At 67.3% G+C, this 22,009-nt stretch carries 22 protein-coding genes; 13 read left to right on the forward strand and 9 right to left on the reverse strand.

What is annotated here, in order from left to right:
- Genes N0A24_02835 through N0A24_02845 form a run of 3 tightly spaced genes read left to right on the forward strand, consistent with a single transcriptional unit; the run spans position 1 to position 3,874 of the window.
- Positions 1-795, forward strand: a complete 795-nt coding sequence (locus N0A24_02835; protein MCS7172338.1) for an electron transfer flavoprotein subunit beta/FixA family protein — start codon at positions 1-3, stop codon at positions 793-795.
- 10 nt (positions 796-805) lie between these two features.
- Positions 806-1,813: an electron transfer flavoprotein subunit alpha/FixB family protein gene (locus N0A24_02840; protein MCS7172339.1), complete on the forward strand. Its 1,008-nt coding sequence runs from the start codon at positions 806-808 to the stop codon at positions 1,811-1,813.
- A 12-nt stretch (positions 1,814-1,825) separates the two neighbouring features.
- Entirely contained in the window at positions 1,826-3,874 is a 2,049-nt protein-coding gene (locus tag N0A24_02845; GenBank protein ID MCS7172340.1) for a heterodisulfide reductase-related iron-sulfur binding cluster, read from the forward strand.
- Here the strand turns inward: N0A24_02845 and N0A24_02850 are convergent.
- From N0A24_02850 to N0A24_02890, 9 genes are all read right to left on the reverse strand, one after another.
- Positions 3,854-4,876: an amidohydrolase gene (locus N0A24_02850; protein MCS7172341.1), complete on the reverse strand. Its 1,023-nt coding sequence runs from the start codon at positions 4,874-4,876 to the stop codon at positions 3,854-3,856. The genes N0A24_02845 and N0A24_02850 overlap by 21 nt on opposite strands.
- Before the next feature lie 16 nt (positions 4,877-4,892).
- Entirely contained in the window at positions 4,893-5,936 is a 1,044-nt protein-coding gene (locus tag N0A24_02855) for an ABC transporter substrate-binding protein (protein ID MCS7172342.1), read from the reverse strand.
- Positions 5,937-5,951: 15 nt separating this feature from the next.
- Positions 5,952-6,764 carry an ABC transporter permease gene (locus N0A24_02860; protein ID MCS7172343.1) on the reverse strand — a complete coding sequence of 271 codons (813 nt, stop codon included), beginning with the start codon at positions 6,762-6,764 and terminating at the stop codon, positions 5,952-5,954.
- Complete coding sequence (locus tag N0A24_02865) at positions 6,764-7,549, reverse strand: ABC transporter ATP-binding protein (GenBank protein ID MCS7172344.1); 786 nt, start codon at positions 7,547-7,549, stop codon at positions 6,764-6,766. The genes N0A24_02860 and N0A24_02865 overlap by 1 nt, the downstream gene beginning before the upstream one ends.
- 72 nt (positions 7,550-7,621) lie before the next feature.
- A complete protein-coding gene (locus N0A24_02870) occupies positions 7,622-8,413 on the reverse strand; it encodes a 2-keto-4-pentenoate hydratase (GenBank protein ID MCS7172345.1) in 792 nt (263 codons plus the stop codon).
- Positions 8,395-9,852 carry an aldehyde dehydrogenase gene (locus tag N0A24_02875; GenBank protein ID MCS7172346.1) on the reverse strand — a complete coding sequence of 486 codons (1,458 nt, stop codon included), beginning with the start codon at positions 9,850-9,852 and terminating at the stop codon, positions 8,395-8,397. The genes N0A24_02870 and N0A24_02875 overlap by 19 nt, the downstream gene beginning before the upstream one ends.
- Positions 9,853-9,871: 19 nt before the next feature.
- Entirely contained in the window at positions 9,872-10,582 is a 711-nt protein-coding gene (locus tag N0A24_02880) for a fumarylacetoacetate hydrolase family protein (protein ID MCS7172347.1), read from the reverse strand.
- Positions 10,579-11,601 carry a 4-hydroxy-2-oxovalerate aldolase gene (dmpG, locus tag N0A24_02885; GenBank protein ID MCS7172348.1) on the reverse strand — a complete coding sequence of 341 codons (1,023 nt, stop codon included), beginning with the start codon at positions 11,599-11,601 and terminating at the stop codon, positions 10,579-10,581. Before dmpG ends, N0A24_02880 begins: the two co-directional genes overlap by 4 nt.
- A gap of 26 nt (positions 11,602-11,627) precedes the next feature.
- Positions 11,628-12,545 carry an acetaldehyde dehydrogenase (acetylating) gene (locus tag N0A24_02890; GenBank protein ID MCS7172349.1) on the reverse strand — a complete coding sequence of 306 codons (918 nt, stop codon included), beginning with the start codon at positions 12,543-12,545 and terminating at the stop codon, positions 11,628-11,630.
- A gap of 247 nt (positions 12,546-12,792) precedes the next feature.
- Between N0A24_02890 and N0A24_02895 the strand changes: the two genes are divergently transcribed.
- From N0A24_02895 to N0A24_02940, 10 genes are all read left to right on the forward strand, one after another.
- Complete coding sequence (locus N0A24_02895; GenBank protein ID MCS7172350.1) at positions 12,793-14,004, forward strand: amino acid ABC transporter substrate-binding protein; 1,212 nt, start codon at positions 12,793-12,795, stop codon at positions 14,002-14,004.
- Positions 14,005-14,060: 56 nt separating this feature from the next.
- Positions 14,061-14,738, forward strand: coding sequence for an ABC transporter ATP-binding protein (locus N0A24_02900; GenBank protein ID MCS7172351.1), 678 nt, complete (start codon positions 14,061-14,063; stop codon positions 14,736-14,738).
- 13 nt (positions 14,739-14,751) lie between these two features.
- Positions 14,752-15,456 (forward strand): ABC transporter ATP-binding protein, encoded by a 705-nt coding sequence (locus tag N0A24_02905; GenBank protein MCS7172352.1) that lies wholly within the window; start codon positions 14,752-14,754, stop codon positions 15,454-15,456.
- Entirely contained in the window at positions 15,456-16,331 is an 876-nt protein-coding gene (locus tag N0A24_02910) for a branched-chain amino acid ABC transporter permease (protein MCS7172353.1), read from the forward strand. Before N0A24_02905 ends, N0A24_02910 begins: the two co-directional genes overlap by 1 nt.
- Positions 16,328-17,278, forward strand: a complete 951-nt coding sequence (locus tag N0A24_02915; protein ID MCS7172354.1) for a branched-chain amino acid ABC transporter permease — start codon at positions 16,328-16,330, stop codon at positions 17,276-17,278. Before N0A24_02910 ends, N0A24_02915 begins: the two co-directional genes overlap by 4 nt.
- 85 nt (positions 17,279-17,363) lie before the next feature.
- Positions 17,364-18,560, forward strand: coding sequence for an ABC transporter substrate-binding protein (locus N0A24_02920; GenBank protein ID MCS7172355.1), 1,197 nt, complete (start codon positions 17,364-17,366; stop codon positions 18,558-18,560).
- A 46-nt stretch (positions 18,561-18,606) separates the two neighbouring features.
- A complete protein-coding gene (locus N0A24_02925) occupies positions 18,607-19,314 on the forward strand; it encodes an ABC transporter ATP-binding protein (GenBank protein ID MCS7172356.1) in 708 nt (235 codons plus the stop codon).
- Positions 19,315-19,317: 3 nt separating this feature from the next.
- The gene (locus tag N0A24_02930) at positions 19,318-20,055 is read left to right on the forward strand and encodes an ABC transporter ATP-binding protein (GenBank protein ID MCS7172357.1); all 738 of its coding nucleotides are present in this window, start codon (positions 19,318-19,320) and stop codon (positions 20,053-20,055) included.
- A complete protein-coding gene (locus N0A24_02935) occupies positions 20,052-20,909 on the forward strand; it encodes a branched-chain amino acid ABC transporter permease (GenBank protein ID MCS7172358.1) in 858 nt (285 codons plus the stop codon). The genes N0A24_02930 and N0A24_02935 overlap by 4 nt, the downstream gene beginning before the upstream one ends.
- Complete coding sequence (locus N0A24_02940) at positions 20,906-21,970, forward strand: branched-chain amino acid ABC transporter permease (protein ID MCS7172359.1); 1,065 nt, start codon at positions 20,906-20,908, stop codon at positions 21,968-21,970. Before N0A24_02935 ends, N0A24_02940 begins: the two co-directional genes overlap by 4 nt.
- Positions 21,971-22,009: the final 39 nt, after the last annotated feature.

Raw genomic sequence — 22,009 nt, forward strand, 5'->3', positions numbered from 1 at the left:
ATGCGCGTGGTGGTGTGTGTGAAGCAGGTGCTCGACCCGGAGCTCCCGGCAGAGGAGTTCACCGTTGACCCGGTGGCGAAGCGGCCCGCGGTGGAGAACGCCCGCTTGGTGATGAGCACCTTCGATGAGATCGCGCTGGAAGCAGCCCTCCAGCTGCGGGAGGCAATCGGGGAGGCTTCCGTGGTGGCCCTGAGCCTGGGGGGCCGGAGCGCGGACGACGTCCTGAGGAAGGCCCTGGCCATGGGGGCCCAGGAGGCCCTGCGGATCGACGCCTCTGCCCTGGAAGAACCGGATGGGGTCCAGACGGCATCTGCGCTGGCGGCCGCCATCCGTGGCCCTCTCTGGCCCGTGGATGTGGTGATCTGTGGACGCCAAGCCGCGGACACGGATGCGGGGCAGGTGGGGCCTATTCTCGCGGAGATGTTGGGCTTCCCCCTGGTCACCAACGTGCTCTGGGCGCGTCCGGGGCCTGGGGGGACCTTGCACCTGGAGCGGGAGACGGAGGAGGGCACGGAGGTGGTGGAGGTGACGCCTCCCGTCCTCCTGACGGTTACGAATGCGGAGTGCAACGTTCCCCGCATGCCCAAGGTGCGGGACATCCTGGCGGCCCAGCGGAAGTCCGTTCCCGCGGTGGAGGTAGGGGATCTGCAACCGGAGGTGCCTTCCCCGTGGACTGTCCTCACGGATCTGTCCCTGCCGCAGCTGAAGGGGCGGTGCCGGGTGATCGAGGCGGAGACGGTGGAGGAGAAGGTGGAAGCCCTGCTGGCGGAGTTAGATCGGCTGCGGGTGGTGTAAGGAGGTCGGGATGCGTGTACTCGCGGTGGTTCTCACCCATCCCCCGGCTTCCGGGTGGGAGGAAGTCGTGGGAGCCGCGCACGCGGCCGCGCAGGCTGCGGACGGTTCCCTGCTGGCGGCCATCCTTGGGCCGGAGAAGGGTGCGCGGGAGCTGGCGCAGGAGATCTGGCGGGCAGGGGCCGAGGAGATCTGGCTGGTGACGGATCCCCTCCTGGAAGATCCGCTCAGCGATCGATACGTGGCCGCCCTGACAGGGGCGGCGCGCACCCTGCAGCCTACCGTCCTGCTGCTCCGGGGCGATCCGCTGGGCGCGGAGCTGGGGCCCCGGGTGGCCTGGCGGCTACGGGCGGCTTCGATAACGGACGTGGTGGGGGTGCGCAGGGATTCGGAGGGTTCTCTCCTCTGGATCCGACCCATGTACGGTGGAAAGGCGCTGGCCGCGGTGAGATCCCACCGCCCCGTGACGGTGGTGACCGTGCGGCCCCGGGCGTTCTCCGCACCACCCCTTCGGTCCGGAGATCCAGACCCGCAACGCATCCAGGCCCTCCCTCTGAGCGAGGAGGTCCCGGTGGAGACCAGGGTTCGACTGTTGGAAAGCCGCAGGCAGGAGACCGCTGGGCCTCGGCTGGAGGAGGCTCGGGTGGTGGTGGGAGGAGGACAGGGCATCGGCGGGAGGGAGGGCTTCCGGATGCTGGAGGAACTCGCACGCCTGCTGGGCGGAGCGGTGGGGGCCAGCCGCGCTGCGGTGGACGCCGGTTGGGCTCCCGGGCATCTCCAGATCGGCCAGACGGGGAAGAAGATCGCTCCGGAGCTCTATCTCGCGGTGGGGATCAGCGGGGCGAGCCAGCACCTCGCGGGGGTGAGCGGCGCGCGGCACATCGTGGCCATCAACACGGATCCGGAGGCCCCCATCTTCAAGGCGGCGGAGGTTGGCGTGGTGGAGGACTGGAGGGCGATCGTCCCCCGGCTTGTGGAGCGGCTGAGGGAGCGGAAGAAGGTCGATCCACAGGGGCCCTGAAGGGAAGATCCCATGTGGCCAGGGACGGTGGGCGAAGCCACCCGGGAGGTCTTCTGGAACATCCCGGCTGCGGGGGTGGTGGTGATGTACCTCCTCACCGTGGTGGCGGCAGGGGTGTTCGGATACGGGGTCTACCGGGAGTATCGGTGGTGGCGACGCGGCAAGTCCCTCAGCCGGCTCCATCCCGTCCGGCCTCGCCTGAAACTGGTCCTCACCCATGTGATCGGACATGCGAGGCTCTTTGCGGACCGGCTGCCGGGCCTCTACCACTTCGCTTTCTTCTGGGGGTTCCTGGTGCTCTTCCTGGGGACCGTGGTGGTGTTTGTCCACCACGACCTGCGGATCCGCATCATGCGTGGTCTTTTTTACCTGTACTTCCAGTCCGCCACCCTGGACCTCATGGGCCTCGTGGCCGCCCTGGGCGTCGGTGCCGCGCTCCTCTCCCGGTACATCGGAGGTCCTCCTCGGCTGCGGAGGGGAGTTTGGTCGGATATTGCCATTCTCCTCCTCTTCGAGGCCATCCTGCTTACGGGATTCGTGGTGGAGGCCTTGCGCATCGCAGCCACGGAGGACCCCTGGGGGCGGTGGAGCCCCGTGGGGTTTGTGATCGCCCAGGCCTTCCGGGGAGCAGGGATGACACCCGGGGACATGCGGTGGCTCCATGCGGTCCTGTGGTGGGTCCATTTCGTGCTCGCCACCGCCTTCGTGGCCTATATCCCCTATTCGAAGCTCTTCCACCTCCTGCTGGCGCCCCTGAACGTGTACCTCCAGCCCCTGGAGCAGGGTGGCTCTCCCCGCCCGCTCCCGTTGGAAGAGGGGGCGGTGTTGGGGGTCCGGAGTCTTGTAGACTTCACGTGGAAGGATCTTCTGGATCTCGACGCATGCACGGAATGCGGACGGTGCACCGCGGTCTGTCCCGCCTCCGCCACGGGCAAACCCCTCTCCCCCATGCACCTGATCCTGGATCTCCGGAAGACCATGCGCTCGGGTCAGGGAAATTCACCGGTTCCGATCGCGGGAAATGTGATCCGGGAGGAGACGCTGTGGGCGTGCACCACGTGCATGGCGTGCATGGAAGCGTGCCCAGTATTCATCGAGCACGTCCCGAAGATCCTCGACCTACGGCGCTATCTGGTGATGGAGGAGGCTCGGCTTCCCGGTGGGATGCGGGAAGCCCTGCGCAGCCTGGAGGCGCGGGAGCATCCCTGGGCAGGGACCCGGTGGAGCCGGCGGGACTGGTACCGGGCTTTGCCCGTCCTGGAGATGAAAGAGGTAGGGCGCGCGGAGAGGGTGGACGTGGTCTACTGGGCGGGGTGTGCGGTGCTGGACGAGCGCTATCAGCGGGTGGCCCGTGCCCTCGTCCGCATCCTGCATCAGGCCGGGTTGCGCGTGGGGGTTTTGGGTCCCGAGGAGCGGTGTACCGGGGACCCCGCCCGGCGCATGGGGGACGAGTTCGTGTTCCGTACACTGGCTACCGCAAACCTCGACACCTTTGCCCGATACGGGGTGCGGCGGGTGGTGACCTCCTGTCCGCATTGCTATAACGTGCTGAAGAACGAGTACCGGGAGCTGGGTGGGGATCTGGAGGCGCAGCACCACACGGAGTTCCTCTCCTCCCTGCTCCGGCGGGGAAGCTTAAGACCTGCCCTGCGGGAGGCGGGGGGAGCCGAGGTCTCGGTGACCTATCACGACCCCTGCTACCTGGCCCGGTACAACGGGGTGGTGGATCCCCCCCGGGAGGTGCTGAAGGAGCGTGGGGGATGCAAGCTAGTGGAGATGCCGCGGAGGGCTAGGAACACCTTCTGCTGCGGGGCCGGAGGGGGGAGGGCCTGGGTGGAAGAGCGGGGAGAGGAACGGGTGGCCATCCAGCGCGCGCGGGAAGCGATCCAGACGGGGGCCGATACGGTGGCGGTGAGCTGCCCGTTTTGCCTGCAGATGCTGGAAGATGCGGTGAAGTCCGCGGCAGAGGGGCGCGCGGTGCGCGTACTGGACGTAGCGGAGCTGGTGGCGGACTTCCTCCAGGTACCGGAGCAGGCCGCTTCAGAGCCGAAGACGCAGTAGCCGGCGCGCGTTCCCTTCGAAGATAGCCTGCTTGGCCTCAGGCGGAAACGAGACGTTTTCCACCACCCGGATGGTCTCCCGGATGAACAGGGAACCGCCCTCGGGATCGAAGGGGAAATCCGTGGCAAACAGGACCCGCTCCGCTCCGAAGAAGGCGATCCCGCACTCCGTAGCCGCAAGCGCCCCGAAGAGGGCGGTGTCCGCATAGAAGGCACGGAAGTAGTCCAAGGGGCGTTTCCTCAGGGCCTCCTTGGCCTGCAGGTCCTCCGGGAAGTCCGTGCGGGTTCCCAGCTGATCCAGCCCCCAGCCGACCCTACCTTCGAAGTAGGGCACCATGCCTCCCATATGGTGGGTGAGGAGCTTCAGGTTCGGGAATCGGTCAAAGAGTCCTGAGAACACCATCCGGGCCATGAAGACGCTCGTCTCGTAAGGCCACCCGAAGGTCCACCAGATGTCGTACTTGGAGCGGGACTCCGTGGGGTAGTCGGGTTGATCCGGAGGCCGGGTTGGGTGGACCCAGATGGGAAGGTCGCACCGGCTCATGTATGCAAACAGGGGCAGGTATTCGGGTTGATCCAAGGGCTTTCCGTTTACGTTGGTGTAGATCTGGACTCCTGTGGCGCCGAGCTCCCCGATGGCCCGCTCCGCCTCCTGGACCGCAGCCTCTGGGTGGTTCAGGGGCAGGGAGGCTATGAATCCCACGAACCGATACGGGTAACGATCCACCAGCTCCGCCATGGCGTCGTTGGCCACCCGGGCGAGTTCCGGGGACCGGTCAGGGCCGGCCACGGCTTCGAGGGGCGGGGCAGCCAGGGAGAGGACCTGGACGTAATCGGGGTAGGCATCCAGGATGCGGAAGCGTGCATCGAGGTCATACAGGGCGGGGATCCCGCGCACCCGCTTCTGCATGTACGCCTCCCCGGCCACGTGGCGCACCAAGTAGTCGTAGTACCGCTGCGGTAGGATGTGGCAGAAGACGTCGATCTTCCAGGGCACCTTCATCCTCCGTGGGTTGGATTTAGCGGCTTCCCCGCTCCCGAATCCGGTCCAGGGCCTTCTGGAGGTAGCTGAAGTCCACAAGCTGCTCCGTGGGGACAATGGCCCGGATGGCCCGCCGCTCCAGCATGAACTCCTGAAGGGGCCGGATGTAGCCCACGTGGAAGGTGCCATCTGGCCGCAGGCCTGGCCAGATCATGTTCCGGTACACCTCCACGTCCTTGAAGGGAAGATACTTAAGGAAGATTCGGATCACCTCCTCCCGCACGGAGGGATCCCGCATGGCGAGGTCGTAGTAGCGCAGCCCCCGGATGTAGGCGGTCATCCAACGGACTCCGAGGTCCGGGTTTGCCAGCATGGCGGGCCCGTAGAAGATCACCCCGATGGGGAAGTCGTTGACCACCCGGTCCGCGGTCATAAGGATCACCGCGGACTTGAGGCGGTAGGTGGCCACGGTGGCCACGGGCTCGATCACGAAGGCAGCGTCCACGGCACCGTTCTGCAAGGCCACGGGCATATCGGGGTTCGGCAGGACCACCAACTCCACATCCCGGAGGGTGAGCCCCGCGGTCCGGAGCATCTCCTGGACCTCGAAGGTCACAGCACCCTCCAGGTTCGTCACCGCCAGCTTCCGCCCTCGCAGTCCCGCGATGGATCGGACGCCCCGCTCGTAGAGTTCCCGACGGACTAGGAGGACGTTGAAGCCGTTGCCCCGCCGGATGATGCCCTTGCCCGCCACCACCTTGAGCGGGATCCCCTGATGGATGGCGTTGATGAAGGCAGGGTCGATGGCCCCACCGCCCACATGGAGCTGCCCCGTGGCCAGGAGCGGAATGGTCTGCCCGCCCGTGCGGAAGGTGTTGTTCATGGAGAGCTCGATGCCTTCCTCCGCGAAGTATCCCTTCTCCATGGCAATGTACATCCCCGCATCGGAGGGGTGGCCCACGGTCCCCACCACCACCCGCTCGAGCCGCCGCTGTCCCAGGGCCATGGCCCCCGTGCTCAGGAGGGCCAATGCCCAGACGAAGCCGAAGATGGCCCACCGGACTGTCCGCACCTCCCTCACCCCCGTCCTGCGGGTTTACTGCCAAGGCACCAGGATCCTACGTAGGGCGTCCACGGCCAGCACGGAGAGGTAGCCCAGCAGCGCCGTGATCATGAGCACCGCGTACAGGGTCGGCACGCTGAAGGTCTGCCAGCTGCTCCATAGCACATACCCCAGCCCGTTTCGGGCTCCCAGCATCTCCGCCAGCACCACCAGGATCAGGCTCAGCCCGATCCCCAGCCGCGCCCCCGCCATGATGAGGGGCAGCGCTCCCGGGAGGGCCACCGTGCGGATCAGCTGCCATCGGGTGGCGCTGAAACTTCGGGCCACATCGAAGTACACCCGCCCCGTTACCAGAACCCCTTCCATGGCGTTCACCACCATCACGAAGAACACCCCGATGGCGGACATGGTGAGTTTAGAGCCCTCTCCAAGTCCGAAGATCAGGAGCAGCAGCGGCAGCAGGGCGCTTTTCGGAATGGGGTAGAGGGCGGCCACCACCGGGTCCAGGGCCGCCCGTACCCACGGGGAAAGCCCCATCAAAATCCCCAGGAGGGCCGCGGGAACCGCCCCGATCACGAACCCCACCCCCAGCCGGGCCAGGGTTGCCCCTAGGTGTGGCACCAGATCCCCACCCCCGAGCCCCCGAACCAGGGTCTCGAAGATGAGGCTGGGAGGGGGGAAGAACCGGGCGTCCATCCAGCCCAGTCGCGCTGCCGCTTCCCAGGCCCCCAGCCACACCAGCGGGAAGACGCTGCGGGCCAAAGACGCCGCCTGGGTCCTCCACCCGCTCGCTTGGACCGCCGGTCTGCGCTCCAGGGCCTGCGCCTGGAGGGTTCGCTCCTCCACTAGCCCCCCACCTCCTCCGCGATCAGGGACCAGATGTGCCGGTAGATGCGGCCGTATTCTGGGCTGCTGCGGATCTCCACCACGTCCCGGGGTCGGGGGAAGGGTACGGGCACCCGGGCCTTGATGCGGCCCGGCCGGCGCGTCATCACCACCACCTCGTCCCCCAGGGTGATGGCCTCGTCGATGCTGTGGGTGATGAACACCACCGTTTTCCGGTACTCCTCGCACAGCCGCGCCACCTCCTGCTGGAGGAGGGTGCGGGTCTGCTCATCCAGGGCGCTGAAGGGCTCGTCCATGAGCAGGATCTCGGGATCCACCGCAAAGGCCCGAGCGATGCTCACCCGCTGCTTCATACCCCCCGAGAGCTGGTGGGGGTAGGCATCCGCGAAGCCTTCCAGGTGCACCCGCTCGATCCACTGCTCCGCGATGGTGTACCGCTGCGCCCGGGGGACTCCCCGAAGCGCAAGTCCGTACGCCACGTTGTCCCGTACCGTCATCCACGGGAACACGGACTGCTCCTGGAACACCATGGCAAAGGGGATCCCGCTGCCGTTGGCGTGTAGCACCACCCGCCCCTCGAACTCCCGCTCGAGTCCCCCGAGGATCCGCAGGAGCGTGGTCTTGCCGCACCCGCTGGGCCCCACGATCACCGTGAACTGCCCCCGGGGTACCTCGAAGCTCACCTGCTCCAAGGCCACAAGCCTCCCCTTCCGGGTGGAGAAGACCTTCCGCACCTCCTCCACTCCCACGGCGGGAGGCTCTGCCCTGAGTTCCGCAGGTGCCATCTACACCGACTCCCCCAGCCTGCCCACCTAACTATGGTGGACGATCAGGAGGAAGCCTGCAAGTTGATCGGTCTATACAAACCGTACGGAGAGGGGGGGGAATCCCGCCATCTCCAGCGTGACCACATCCCCCCGTTGAACCGGTACGGCCCTTCCTAGGGAGCCGCTGAACACGATGTCGCCAGCCCGGATCTCCTCTCCGAACTCCGCCAGCTTGTTGGCGAGCCAGGCTACGCAGCGGGCCGGATGCCCTAGGGCTGCGGCGCCCAGGCCTTCCGTGGCCGCCCGGCCGTTGTGCCAGAGGATCATGCCCACCAGACGCAGGTCTGCCTCCCGCATCCGGCTCGACCACGGTCCGGTGACGAATCCCCCGAAGGAGGCGTTGTCCGCGATGGTATCCGTGATCTTGATCCGCCAGTCCGAGATGCGGGAGTCGATGATCTCGATTCCTGCGGTAACCGCCTCCGCGGCTGCCAGCACATCCTGCAGGGTGACGTGCGGACCCCGGAGGGGCCGGCCCAGTAGGAACGCCACCTCCCCCTCCACCCGGGGCTGGAGGAAGAGGTCGTAGGGAACCTCCACCCGGCCGGCCTGGGGCGGGAAGTACCGGGAGCCCCACAGGCAACCGTAATCCGGCTCGTTCACGCCCAGCTGCGCCTGCATGGCGGCGCTCGTGAGCCCGATCTTCCGACCCACGATGCGCTCCCCGCGGGCGGTGCGCAGGCGCATCCAGTGCTGCTGCACCGCGTACGCCTCCGGGATCTGCACCAGCCCCGCCTCCTCGCTCAGGGGGGGAATAGGGCGGCGGTGGAGCAGGGCTTCCTCTAGTCGATGCGCGAGGACCTCTACCGACTGCTGAGGCATACGGTTTTCGCTTCCGTGTAGAACTCCAGGCTGTACTGAGCTCCCTCGCGGCCGATGCCGCTGTCCTTCATCCCCCCGAAGGGCACCCGCAGGTCCCGGACGAAGAAATCGTTCACCCACACGGTCCCCACCTCAAGGGCGTTGGAGACCCGGATGGCCCTCCCCACGTCCCTGGTCTGCACCACCGCGCTGAGCCCGTAGTTGACCCCGTTCGCAATTTCGATGGCTTCCTCCTCGGTGTCGAAGGGCAGGACGGTGACCACGGGGCCGAAGACCTCCTCCTGGCAGATGCGGTCTGTGGGGCGCACCCCCGCGATGACCGTGGGGTTGAGGAAGTTGCCCCGGTCGAAGGGGGCGGGAAGCGAGGGCCGGTCCCCGCCCAGGAGGATCTGAGCGCCCTGGGTCCTGGCCTCCTCCACATACCCCAGGACCCGCTGGAGGTGTTCCGGGGCGATCAGGGCGCCCAAGGTGGTCTGGGGATCCATGGGATCTCCGGGGCGCAGGCGTTCGCAGGCAGCCACGAAGCGGCCGAGAAAGGCCTCAAAGATGGGCCGCTCCACCAGCACCCGGGGACCTGCCAGGCAGAACTCCCCCTGGTTGAAGAAGCCCGCCCGGACACTCACCTCCACCGCGCGGTCCAGGTCCACGTCCGCGAAGACGATGTTGGGGCCTTTGCCGCCCAGCTCGAAGCTGAGCCGCTTGAGCGTAGGGGCGGCGTTCTGCATGATGATGCGGCCCGTGGTGGTCTCCCCTGTAAAGGAGATGAGCCGCACCAGGGGATGCTTTGTGAGGAACTCCCCCGCGGAGTTGGGACCGAAGCCGTGTACCACGTTCAGTACACCCGGCGGAAGCCCTGCTTGGTGCGCGAGCTGTGCGAGCTTCCAGGCTCCGATGGGCGTCCACTCCGCGGGCTTGAGGACCACGGTATTCCCGAAGGCCAGGGCTGGTCCGATCTTCCAGGTCTCCAGCAGGAGCGGCACGTTCCAGGGCGTGATGAGGGCGGCCACGCCTACCGGCATCCGCTGCACGTAGTTCACGTACCCGTTGTCCATGAGGAAGGCTTCTGTTCCGTGGGTGACCGCGTAGTCCGCGAAGAACTCGATGTTGTTCGCCACGCGGGCGATGTACACCGCGGGGTCGTTCTCCCGGACGGGGCGCCCCACGTCCCAGGTTTCGATCCGGCTCAGCTCCTCCGCGGCCTCTCGGATGGCGTTCGCGAAGGCCCGGAGGTACCTCCGACGTTCCACGGCGGGTAAGCGGCTCCAGTGCTTGAAGGCCTGATGGGCGGCCCGGATCGCGGCGTCCACCTCCTCCGCGGTGGCCTCCGGGGCCGTGCCGATCACCTCGTTCGTGGCGGGGTAGTACACCTCGAACCGGTTCTTTCCTCTGACGAACTCCCCGCCGATGTAGTGCTCCAGCTCGAAGAACGGTCGGCTCATCTCAGACCCCTCCTTTCCCCTAACCTTCCAGGACCGTGAGCAGCAGCCGGTCTTCCCCCACCACCTCCACAACCCCTGGCTCCGCGGGAACCGCGGCCGCGGGCGAACCTAGGAACACCACCTGCCCCGCGCACAGCCCGCCTACCCGGTCCGCAAGCCAGCACAGCCGCAGGGCGGGATCCCCAAGGGCTTCCACCCGCCCCTCCGTCCGGAGGGCTCCGTTGACGTACAGGCGCAGCGTCTCAGGGGGCCGCTCTCCGAGCAGGACTTCTCCCAGCACGAACCCACCGCCCGAAGCGTTGTCCGCCACCACCTCCGCCGCGGTGAAGCGGTAGTCCTGCCAGACGCTGTCCAGGATGTCCAACCCCAAGAACCAGCCGCCCATGGCCTTCCGGGCGGCTCCCGGAGAGCTCCCGGGAGGAAGGTCCTGCCGGAGGATGGTGGCGAGTTCCGGTTCCAGGCGGGGCTGGATGAATCGGTGGAGAGGGACCGTGTGCTCGAGCAGCATGTCCGCGCAGATGCGTCCGTAGATGGGTTCCGGAATCCCCATCTGGCGTTGCTTTGCCTCGCTCAGCAGGCCCAGCTTGAATCCCCGCAGAACCCGACCCTCGCACAGGGCCTGCTGGATCCGGTAGGCCACCGCGAGGTCCAGCTGTACCCCGACGCTAGGTAGAGAAGTGCGGTGCTGCCGGGCCTTGCGGATCTCCTCCCGCAGCTGCGTCTCCGTCATCCCCCTACCGCCGCCTGCTCTCGGGCGCGCACCAGGTCCAGGGCCACGTCCAAGATCCAGTCCTCCTGTCCCGCTACGGCCTTGCGCCGCCCCAGTTCCACCAGGATCTCCCGAGGGTCGATCCCGAGGCGCTCTCCAATGCGCCGGGCATGCAGGAGGAAGGTGGAGTACACCCCCGCGTACCCGATGGTGACCGCATCCCGGTCCGGGAAGGGCTGGAAGGGCATCATGGGCGCCAGAATGAACTCCGCGGTGTCCATGAGCTTGAAGACATCCAGGCCGGGGTTGATCCCGGCCTTGTCCAGTACCGCGGCCAGCACCTCCGTGGCCGCGTTTCCCGCTCCCGCCCCGCATCCCCGTAGGCAGGCGTCCACTTGGTCTGCGCCCGCCTCGATGGCCGCGAGGGTGTTCCCGATGGCCAGACCCAGATTGTTGTGTGCGTGGAAGCCCACCTGCACCCGGAGGGCCTGCTTGAGAGCCCGGACCGCGCCCGCGGCCTCCCAGGGGAGCATAGCACCCGCGGAGTCCACCACGTACACGCAGTCCGCCCCGTAGGACTCCATGAGGAGGGCCTGCTCCGCCAGAACCTCCGGAGGCCGCATGTGGGCCATCATGAGGAAGCCCACGGTCTCCATCCCCAGTTCCTTCGCGAGTCCGAAGTGCTGCTCGGAGATGTCCGCCTCCGTGCACTGGGTGGCGATGCGGGCGATGGTGGCGCCGCGGCGGACCGCCTCCTTGAGCTCGTGCCGGGTGCCGATCCCGGGCAGGAGCAGCACCGCGATGCGGGCCCGCTGGACCGCGGAGGCGGCCTCCTCCACCAGATCCAGATCCGACACCCGGGAGAATCCGTACTGGATGCTCGATCCCGCGAGCCCGTCCCCGTGGCTCACCTCGATCACGGGGACTCCGGCTTCGTCCAGGGCCGCGGCGATCCTGTGCACCTGCTCCCGGGTGAACTGGTGCCGGAAGGCGTGCGAACCGTCCCGCAGGGTGGTGTCCGTCACCCGGGGGGGCTTCAAGGGGGGCCTCGTGGTTCCTGTGGCGCTCATACCGCTACCCTCGCGAGCATGTGCTGGGCGATGAGTTCCCCCACCCGCCGGGCCGCGGAGGTCATGATGTCCAGGTTGCCCGCGTAGGTGGGGAGGAAGTCCCCCGCCCCTTCGATCTCCAGGAGCATGGCGATCACCGTCCGCTCGCCCCAAGGAGTCTCCCGGCGGTCGAAGTGCACGGGGTTCTTGAGCCGGTAACCGGGCACGTACCGCTGGACCTCCGCCACCATCCGCTCCACGGACTCCCGGATGGCCTGAGGGTCGATCTCCTCCGACGCGGGGATGCAGTAGATGGTGTTCCGCATGATGATGGGAGGCTCCGCGGGGTTTAGGATGATGATGGCCTTGCCCTTCGCGGCCTTCCCCAGGACCTCGAGACCCCGGGCGGTGGTGGAGGTGAACTCGTCAATGTTCTGTCGGGTTCCGGGCCCCGCGGAGCGGCTCGCCACCGTGGAGACGATCTCCGCGTATTGCACGGGCGTGATCCGGCTCACCGCATAGACGAGGGGGATGGTGGCCTGCCCCCCACAGGTGATGAGGTTCACGTTGGGCGCGTCCACGTGCTCCCCGAAGTTCACGGGAGGGACCACGTAGGGACCCACGGCGGCCGGGGTGAGATCCACCGCCAACTTTCCTGCCTCCCGGAGCATCTTGGCGTGGCGGACGTGGGCCTTGGCGCTGGTGGCATCGAAGACAATGCGGATCTCAGGATCCTCCAGCACCGCACGGATCCCCTCCACGCTCGTGCGGATTCCCAAGGATCTCGCCCGCGCGAGCCCCTCGGAGGCGGGGTCGATCCCCGCCACCAGCACGAGCTCCATGGGGCCCGGGTTCTTAATGATCTTGTACATGAGGTCGGTCCCGATGTTTCCGGACCCCAGGATGGCCACCTTCACCCGCCCGTCCTGCGGCATCCTCTGCTCCCCCTCTCCGATCTGGTAGGCGGGATCGCTGACTTTCGTCCGATCCCACGCCATGTTCTATTCTAACCGCTCTAACCACAATGCCCAAGAAGGGGGAAATCAGTCTTCGGAGGCCGTGCCGGATGGGCGTCCCGTGGAGATTGAGCGGTTGGGTAAGGCTCCCCTAACTTTGAGGAGGGCAGGAAGCCTGGATCGAAGGACTCCGGCGCTGGAATCCCACCAGGGAGGTCAGACTGCGATGCGGAGAAAGGGGGCGGTGTTCACAGGGCTGGTGGTGCTGGTTTGTGTGAGCCTGTCTGTGGCCGGGGCCGGCACCGCGGCCCCCCAGGCCACGATCCGCCTGGGGACGGTGATCCCGCTCACAGGCCGGTTCGCCTCCGGGGGCGCTCAGGTGCGGGCGGGGTACGAGCTGGCGGTGGAGGACATCAATGCCCGCGGGGGAGTCCAGGTGGGGGGTCAGAGGCTACGGCTGGAGCTGGTGATGCTGGATGACGAGAGCGACCCCACCAAGACCGTGAGCCGGATGGAGGCTTTGGCGCAGCAGGGGATCGCCGCGTACCTGGGAGGGTTCGGGAGCGACCTGCATGCGGCCGCGGCCGCGGTGGCGGAGAAGAACCGCATCCCGTACTGCGGGGTGGCGTTCGCCCTGTGGAGCATCCACCAGCGGGGCTACCGGTACCTCTTCTCCCCGTTCCCCAAGTCGCCGGATATGGCCATCGAGACATACCGGATGCTCAACAGCTATCTCCCCTCCGACCAGCGACCCCGGCGGGTGGCCATCTTCGCGGAACGGACGGACTGGGGCCGGGAGATGGCCTCCCTGTGGTCGGTGCGGTCCACGGAGTTCGGCTATCAGGTGGTGTTCCGGGGGGAGTACACCGTGGGCACCCGGGACATGAGCGACCTGATCCTGCGGGCCAAGGCCGCGGGCGCGGAGCTGGTCCTCGGGGTTCCCACCCCGCCGGACGGCATCACCATGGTCCGTCAGATGAAGGAGCTTGACTTTAACCCCAAGGCGTACCTGTTGATCCGGGCTCCGGACGCTGTCGCCTGGAGCCAGAGCTTGGGCAAGGACGGGGATTATACCCTGCTCATCCCGGGATGGCACTACGCGGTGAAGTTTCCCGGAGCCCCGGAGCTGAACGCGAAGCACCAGCAGAGGTTCGGCCGGCCGGCGGATGTCATCGTGGGACCTGCCTACGCCTGTGTGCAGGTGGTGGTGGACGCCATCCGACGGGCGGGAAGCCTCGATCATGAGAAGATCCGGGACGCCATGGCCGCCACGAACCTCACGACCGTGGTGGGACCCGTGCGGTTCCGGCCGGATGGCACAAGCCCTGTGCGGGTGATCATCGTACAGTGGCAGGGCGGACGGCAGGAGCTGGTGTGGCCCCGGGAGTTCGCCACGGCCCGCTTCGTGTATCCGGCTCCGCCCTTCCGCAGCCGGTGATGCCCTTGGGTCAGCCCCTCCTGGAGGTCCGCGGACTGTGGAAGGCGTTTGGAGGGGTGCAGGCGGTTCGGGACCTCACCTTCCACGTGGAGGAAGGGGAAATCTTCGGGCTGCTTGGCCCGAACGGATCGGGCAAGACCACGGTGTTCAGCTTGGTGGCGGGTACCCTGCGCCCGGACCGAGGGGACATCCGGTTCCAGGGAATCCCCCTCAACGGAGTACCGGCCCACCGTCGGGCTACGCTGGGAATCGCCCGGACCTTTCAGCTTGTCCGTAGCCTCCACCACCTCTCCACGCTGGATAACGTGGCGGTAGCCCGCCTGTACGGCGCCCAACCCGCCTCCTCCATCTCCATCGCCCGCAGGGAAGCGGAAGAGCTCCTGAACTTGGTGGGACTGCATGGGAAGGCGTTCCTCCCCGCAGGGCAGCTGAACCTCGCGGAGCGACGGCGCCTGGAGGTCGCTCGGGTCCTGGCCATCCGGCCCCGGCTTCTGCTCCTGGATGAGCCCTTCGCGGGGCTCAACCCGGAAGAAGTCCAGGCGGAGATCCTCCTGTTCCAGCGGCTCCGGGCGGAGGGGCTCACCCTCGTGCTGGTGGAGCACAACGTGTCCGCGGTGCGGGCCTTGTGTGGCCGGGTGGCGTTCCTGAACTCCGGGGAGAAGATCGCGGAAGGTTCCTGTGAGGAGGTCCTCAGCCACCCCCGGGTGGTGGACATCTATCTGGGCCGGGGATGATCCCGTGATCCCCCTGCTGGAGGTCCGGAACCTGGAGGCCGCCTACGGAGATGCGCAGGTATTGTGGGGGGTAAACTGGCAGGTGGCTCCCGGGGAGGTGGTGGCGGTGGTAGGCCCCAACGGCGCGGGCAAGAGCACCGCCCTCCGGGCCATCATGGGACTCGTGCGGCTCCTCCGGGGCGAAGTGTGGTTCGAGGGGGAGCGCCTGGATGGGAAGCCCCCAGAGGCGGTGGTGGAGCGGGGCATTGCCATGGTTCCGGAGGGCCGTCGGCTGTTTGGCCACATGACGGTCCTCGAGAACCTGTGGATGGGGGGCTACGCGGCCCGGGCCAGGGCCCACCGGACGCGGACCCTAGAGGAAGTCTTCGACCTGTTCCCCATCCTCGCGGAGCGCAGACATCAGCTGGCGGGGACCCTCTCCGGCGGTCAGCAGCAGATGCTGGCCATTGCCCGGGCCCTCATGAGCCGGCCGCGGCTGCTGCTCCTGGATGAACCCTCCCTGGGCCTGGCGCCCAGGGTGGTGCAGCAGGTGTACGAAGCCCTTCACCGCATCGTGCGGGAGGGCGTCACGGTGGTGGTGGTGGAGCAGAACGTGTTTCCCGTGCTGGAGCACGCCTCGCGGGGATACGTGATGGCGCAGGGAAGGGTGGTCCTGGAAGGGGACGCCCGGAGGCTGTTGGAGGCGGAAGAAGTACGGCGTTCCTACGTGGGGGCCTAGTGGAGATCTGGCTGCAGAACCTCGTCTTCGGGGCCCTCGTGGGGGGGCTGTACGGGCTTGCCGCGGTGGGACTCGCCCTGGTGTTCGGCGTGCTGCGGATGTTGAACGTCTCCCATGGGGAGCTCCTGATGTTGGGGGGGTACGCCACCTTCTGGGCTTTCTCCCTGTGGGGGGTGGATCCCTTCGCCTCCGTCCTGATCACGGGACCGCTTCTGTTCGGCGTGGGGGTGGTGCTCTACCAGACGCTCTTCGGCCGGCTGATCCGGCTCCAGGAAGAGGCGAAAATCCAGCTGTCCATTCTCCTCGGATTCGGCCTTGCCCTCGTGCTCCACGCCCTCGCCATCTTCGCGTGGACCGCGGATGAACGGGCGGTGACCACCGGCTATGCGGGACGTGTGATCCCCCTGGGGCCCGTAGTGATCCCTTTGACGCGGGTGTGGGGCCTCGGGGTGGCGTTTGCGGCGCTCGCTGGACTCCACCTCTTCCTGCACTGGACGGATCTAGGGCGGGCCATCCGGGCCACCGCGGAGGACTGGGAGGCGGCGAGCCTCATGGGAGTGCCCGTACGCCAGGTCTACCGCACCGCGTTCGCCCTGGGGAGTGCCCTCGCGGGCGTGGCAGGCGCTCTCGTCACGGTGTCCGATGCCATCAGCCCGGCCATCGGTCTGGGCTGGACCCTCAAGGCCCTCATCGTGGTGGTCCTCGCGGGCCTGGGGAGCATGTTCGGGACCTTCGTGGCGGGCATCCTGCTGGGGATGGCGGAATCCGCAGCCGCCTTCGCCCTCGGCGGGGTGTTCCGGGAGGTGGTGGGATTGGTGCTCTTCCTCGTGATCCTCCTCCTCCGGCCGCAGGGTCTGTTCGGGAGGGGCCCGTGAGGCGGGCGGGCGCGGTGGCGGGCGGGATAGCGCTCGTGGTCCTGCCGTTAGTGCTTCAGGAGTCCGCGGTGGTGAATTGGGCGTTCCTCGTGCTTCTCTCCGTGACCCTGGCCCAGTCCTGGAACCTCCTGGGAGGCTTCGGTGGGCAGGTCAACCTGGGACTGGCGGCCTTCTTCGGCATCGGGGCTCTTCTGACCCGCACCCTTTGGCTGGAAGGGGTTCCGGTCGGCATGGCCCTGGTCGCGGGATGCGCCGGCAGCGTGCTGGCCGGCTTGCTCGTAGGAGCCCCCTCTCTCCGCCTCCGGGGGCCGTACTTCGCCATCGGAACCCTCGCCATGGCGGAGATCCTGCGCATCGTGGTCGCCACTACCCTGCCGGAGGTCTCCGCACTCCCCTCCCGGGCCATCGCCACCTACCACCTCCTTCCCCGCTACTACCTCATCCTCCTCGTGGCGGCCGCGGCCACCCTGGCCGCTTGGTGGCTCTCCCGTGCCAGGTTCGGACTTGGGCTGGTGGCGGTGCGGGAGGACGAACTGGTGGCGGAGAGCGTGGGGATAAACGCCTTCCGCCACAAGCTCCTCGCCTTCCTGTTGAGCGCGGGGTTCGCAGGAGCTACGGGCGGTGCGTTCGGCTACTACCACCCCAGCTTCTACCCGCAGTTTGCCTTCAGCCCCGTGTGGACCTTCGATAGCGTGCTGATGGTGTTCCTGGGAGGCATCGGGACCGTATGGGGGCCCGTGTTGGGGGCGGCGTTCTTCGTAACCGTTCGGGAGGTGCTAGCCCTGGGGCTTGCGGAGGTCCATGTGCTCGTGTTCGGATTTCTCTTCATCCTGGTGGTCCTGTTGCTTCCCGGGGGGTTGGTAGAGATCGGGCGGAGCCTGCGCCGCTTTGCCCCCGGCCGTGCGGCCCCCGGGCGTCACCCGGCAGATCTGGTGGGAGGGATCTAGGGTTTTCCGAAAGCCGCGCGTGTTGCGGGGATTCCCGTTTATACTATTTTATACTATGTGCGGATCCCACGGGAGGTGAGGGAGAATGCGGAACTTGGGGACGATCGGGGTGGCGGTGATCCTCGGATTTGCCGCGTTGCTGGCGGTTCCCAGCGGGGCCCAGGTGCGGCCCTTAAAGGTCGCGGCCCTGACACCCCTGAGCGGGCCGTTTGCCTTCTGGGGTGTGAACGTGCGGGATGGGATGCGCATGGCGGTGGAGGAGCTGAACGCGGCGGGGGGCGTGCTGGGACGCCCGGTGGAGTTTGTGGAGCGAGACGACCGCAACAGCCCCGCGGAAGCCATCAGCGCCTTCCGGTTCCTGGTAGAGCGGGAGGGGATCACGGCCGCGGGGGGAATGATCAGCAGTGACATCGGGACTGCCCTCGCGCGGGAGGCGGAAACGCTGCGGGTCCCCATCTTCCTCACGCGGGCTGGGGCGCACACCATCCTCCGGAGGAACAGCCGGTATACCTTCCGGACCTGCCTCGTGGCCTCTCCCATGTACGTGCAGGCGTCCGCGGCTCTCATGCAGTTCAACAAATACACCCGGGTGGGCGCCATCATCGCAGATTACGCCTGGGGACGGTCCTACATGCAATGGCTGGAGCGCTACGTGCGTTCCATCCCAGGCATGCAGATCCAGATCGAGGTAGCCCCTGTGGTCACCTCGGACTTCACCCCGTACCTGCGCAGGTTGCAAGGCTTCAACCCTGAGTTCCTGGACATCGGGGGCCATCCGCCCGGTATTCCCGTGATCGTGCGTCAAGCCGTGGAGCTGGGGATGCGCCAGCAGATGTTCGGGGCCCACAATCCGCCGGAGTGGATCGTGCAGCGGGCAGGAGAAGCCCTCTACGGGCGCTACGTGGACTACACCTGCGCGGATTTCACCCATCCCACCTTCCGTCGGCTGGCGGAGCGGTTCTACGCCGCCTACCGGCGTTACTTCGACGACAACGCCCTCTCGGGCTATGCCATCGTGAAGATGGTGGCGGATGCCGCGCGGAAAGCGAACTCCACGGATCCCCGCCGCATCGCGGAGGTGATCCGGAAGGGGAGGTTCGTGCAGCCCGGATACGGATGGCCGCTGTCCTTCACGGAGTGGGGAGAGATGAAGGAGGCCCGTCCCATCATGTTCACCATCGAGCGGGGGGATCCGCCGGGCGGAATCTGCCCGAACTGCGGCTGGAAGCAGCGGCTCGAGTTCCGGGTTCCGCGTCTGGAGCCCTATGTCCCCGAGGAGTAACTCGCCCTTCCTCCGGTGTCGGGGGATCACGAAGCGTTTTGGGGGAATGGTGGCCCTCCGGGACGTGACTTTCGAGGTGGAGGCTGGAGGCTTCGTGGGGTTGATCGGTCCCAACGGAGCGGGAAAGACCACCCTCCTCAGCGTGATCAACGGCCTGCTGTCGCCGGATGAGGGCGTGGTGGAGCTGGAAGGTGAGCGCATCTCCGGGTTGCCCGCGCACGCGGTGACCCGTCGGGGAGTGGGGCGGGTGCTTCAGATCCCCCGGCTGTTCCCCCGCCTTACGGTGGAGGAGAACGTGTTGGTGGGGGGGCTGTTTGGGGGACCCCAGGGCATCCGCTGGCAGGAGGCCTTGCACCGGGCACGGGAGGCCCTGAGGCTGGTGGGGTTGGAGCGGAAACGGGAGGAGGTGCTCGGGCGGCTGAATACCCAGGAACGTCGCCTGGTGGACCTGGCGCGGGCCCTGGCCGCAAGGCCCCGGCTGCTGTTGGTGGACGAGCTCATGAGTGGGCTCAGCCTGGTGGAAATCGAGCAGTGTACCGCGCTGCTCCGGCGCATCCGGCAGGAGCTGGGGATCACCATTCTCTGGGTGGAACACGTGATGGAGGCGGTTCTGGGAACGGTGGAGCGCGTCATCGTCCTGGATCACGGCGCCATCATCGCGGATGGTCCGCCCGCACAGGTAGCCCGGGATCCCGTGGTGGTAGAAGCCTACCTGGGCGTGCCCATGCACGAGCTGGAAGGAGTAGGGAGATAGTCCATGCTGGAAGTCCGGGATCTGTGGGCGGGCTATGACGGCACCGCGGTGGTCCGGGAGGTGGACCTGGAGGTGCCCGGGCGGGAAGCCACCGCGGTGCTGGGGCCTAATGGGGCAGGGAAGTCCACGCTCTTTCGGGCCATCGCGGGCCTGATCCGTCCCCAGCGGGGAGCGGTGATCTTCGAAGGGACTCCCATCCACGGGCTTCCGCCCCATGAGATCTCCCGGCGGGGTCTCGTGTACGTGCCCGCGGAGCGGGAGCTCTTTCCACAGCTCACGGTTCTCGAGAACCTGGAGCTGGGAGCGTACAGTTCGCCTGGGGGATTCCAAAGCAGGCTGCGGCTGGTCTTCGATCTGTTCCCCCGCCTGGCGGAGCGGCGCCGGCAGCGGGCCGGCACCCTCAGCGGGGGCGAGCAGCAGATGCTGGCCATTGCCCGGGCCCTCATGGGCCGGCCTAAACTGATCCTGCTGGACGAACCCTCCACGGGCCTCGCGCCCCGCCTGGTGGCGGAGCTGTATCGCCAGCTGGAGGCGCTGCAGCGGGAAGGGGTGACCATCCTGCTCGCGGAGCAGCAGGTACGGTCGGCCCTGGCCCTGTGCCGCCGGGTCTACGTTCTCCGGGACGGACGGGTGGTATTCCGGGGAGCGGCCTCCGACCTGTGGGGGAAGTCGGAGCTGCGGCAGGCGTACTTAGGGGAGCTGCGGGGCATGGAGTCCGTAGGCGGGGTGGCGGGCGGATGACGGGGATCGTGCTCGATGGACTCGTACAGGGATTGCAACTGGCCCTGTTGAGCGTGGGTGTGGTCTTCGTGTACGGACTGGGAGGGGTTTTGAACCTGGCGCACGGGCAGGTGGCGGTATCCGGAGGGTTGGTGGCCGCCCTCCTGCTTCAGAGCCGTTGGCCTCCCGTGCTGGCCTGCGCGGCGGGAATCCTCTTTGCGGGATTCGTGGCCCTCCTGCTGGACCAGACCCTTCTACGTCAGGCCTACGCCCGCCGGGGGGAGGAGCGCCTGCTCCTGGGGATCATCCTGACCCTGGGGCTTTCCTTCGCCCTGGATGGACTATTTACCTGGCGGTACCCGAACCTGGCCCTGACCCTGCAGCTCTCCAGCCCCTACGTCCGGATCGGGGGGATTGTGGTGCGCACGGGGAGCCTGGCCGTGGCAGGTCTTGCCGTGGCCGCGTTCCTGGTTCTCCTGGCCTTCCTGAGGGGCACCTTCCTGGGCAAGGCCATCCGGTGCATCATCCAGAACGAGGTAGGAGCCTGGCTGTGCGGGGTGGATGTGCACCGGGTGCGGACCCTCACGGTGGCCCTCAGCGGGCTTTTGGCAGGGGTCGCGGCGGTGGCGCAGGGCTTCTTCTCGTACCTGGGCCCCGAGATGGGGACGGAGTTCACCATTTTGAGCCTGATCGTGGCCGTGGTGGGCGGGGTCCGCAGCCTCACGGGCACCTTCCTCGCGAGCCTCATACTGGGGCTGGTGAACGCCACGTTGAGCTACGCGGTGGGGACCTACGTCACCTGGATCGTGCTCCTGGCGGTGGCGGCTTCCACCCTGTTGATCCGGCCCGAGGGGCTGCTGGCGTACTGGCCATGAGCGGACGCCAGCTGGTCGTCCACGCCGTTCCGGTCCTGGCCGCGGGAGGGGTCCTCGTGATGGTGCCCTTCCTGCTCGGGGGAAGTCCCTATGGGCTGCGCATCGCGAGCCTCATGCTGATCCTGGCCACCTACGCTGTGGCTTTCAACCTCCTGTTCGGACACACCCGTCAGCTCTTCCTCTGTGTGGGAGCCCTGGCGGGCCTGGGAGCGTACGCCTCCGTGATCCTGGTCCGGGATGCAGGATTCCCCCCCCTCCTGGCCGCCGTCCTTGCCACGCTGGGGGCGGCCTTGCTGGGAGGCTTCCTCAGCTACGTGGGCGTGCGTCGGGGGCTGGGGGTGCTGTTCGTGGGCATCATCACCGTGGCGGTCTCCCTCATCTTCCACAACCTCCTGCTGGGTCTGAGGGAGTATACGAACGGGGAGACGGGGATCTCCACCCAGGGTTTGGGATTCGGTCTGGGGGAAGCGCCAACGCGCGCGTACTACGTCCTCCTCGGAGTCCTGGTGAGCTCCCTCACCATCTACCAGCTCCTACTCCGGTCCCGATACGGGCTCGCCTTCCGGGCCCTGGGGGAAGACGAGCTGAACGCGGAGCTCTCCGGGATCGACGTGACGCGGTACAAGGTTGGGACCGCAGCCCTGGCTTCAGGCCTTATCGGGCTTGTAGGGGTCCTGTACGCGGACGTCAACGGGTTTATCAGTCCCTCCGTCTTCGCCCTGGGGCACGTGGATATCCCGGTGCTCCTCGCCCTGCTGCTGGGGGGGATAGGGACCACCTTGGGACCCGTGGTGGGAGCAGGACTGTTTACCCTGGTGGACGAGCTCGTGCGCCCCTTCGGGCAGCTCACGGTGCTCACGTACGGCATCCTCCTGGTGGTGCTCTTCCTGGTCTTCCGGGAGGGGGTAGTGCCGTTCGCGGGACGTCTCCTCCTGCGGTTGGGCCGGGTACTCCTCCCGGGTATACCTAGGGAGGCCAGGGCCGGCTCCGGACGTTCCCCCCAGCCGGCAGGTGCGTCAGAGGGGGGTGTGGGACGTTCGGAATCCGCGGGGGGAGGGTAGACTTTTCATTCTTTTGTGAAGGAGGTGAGACGCTTGCGA

The sequence above is a fragment of the Armatimonadota bacterium genome (assembly GCA_025059775.1).
Taxonomy (GTDB): Bacteria; Sysuimicrobiota; Sysuimicrobiia; order Sysuimicrobiales; family Sysuimicrobiaceae; genus Sysuimicrobium.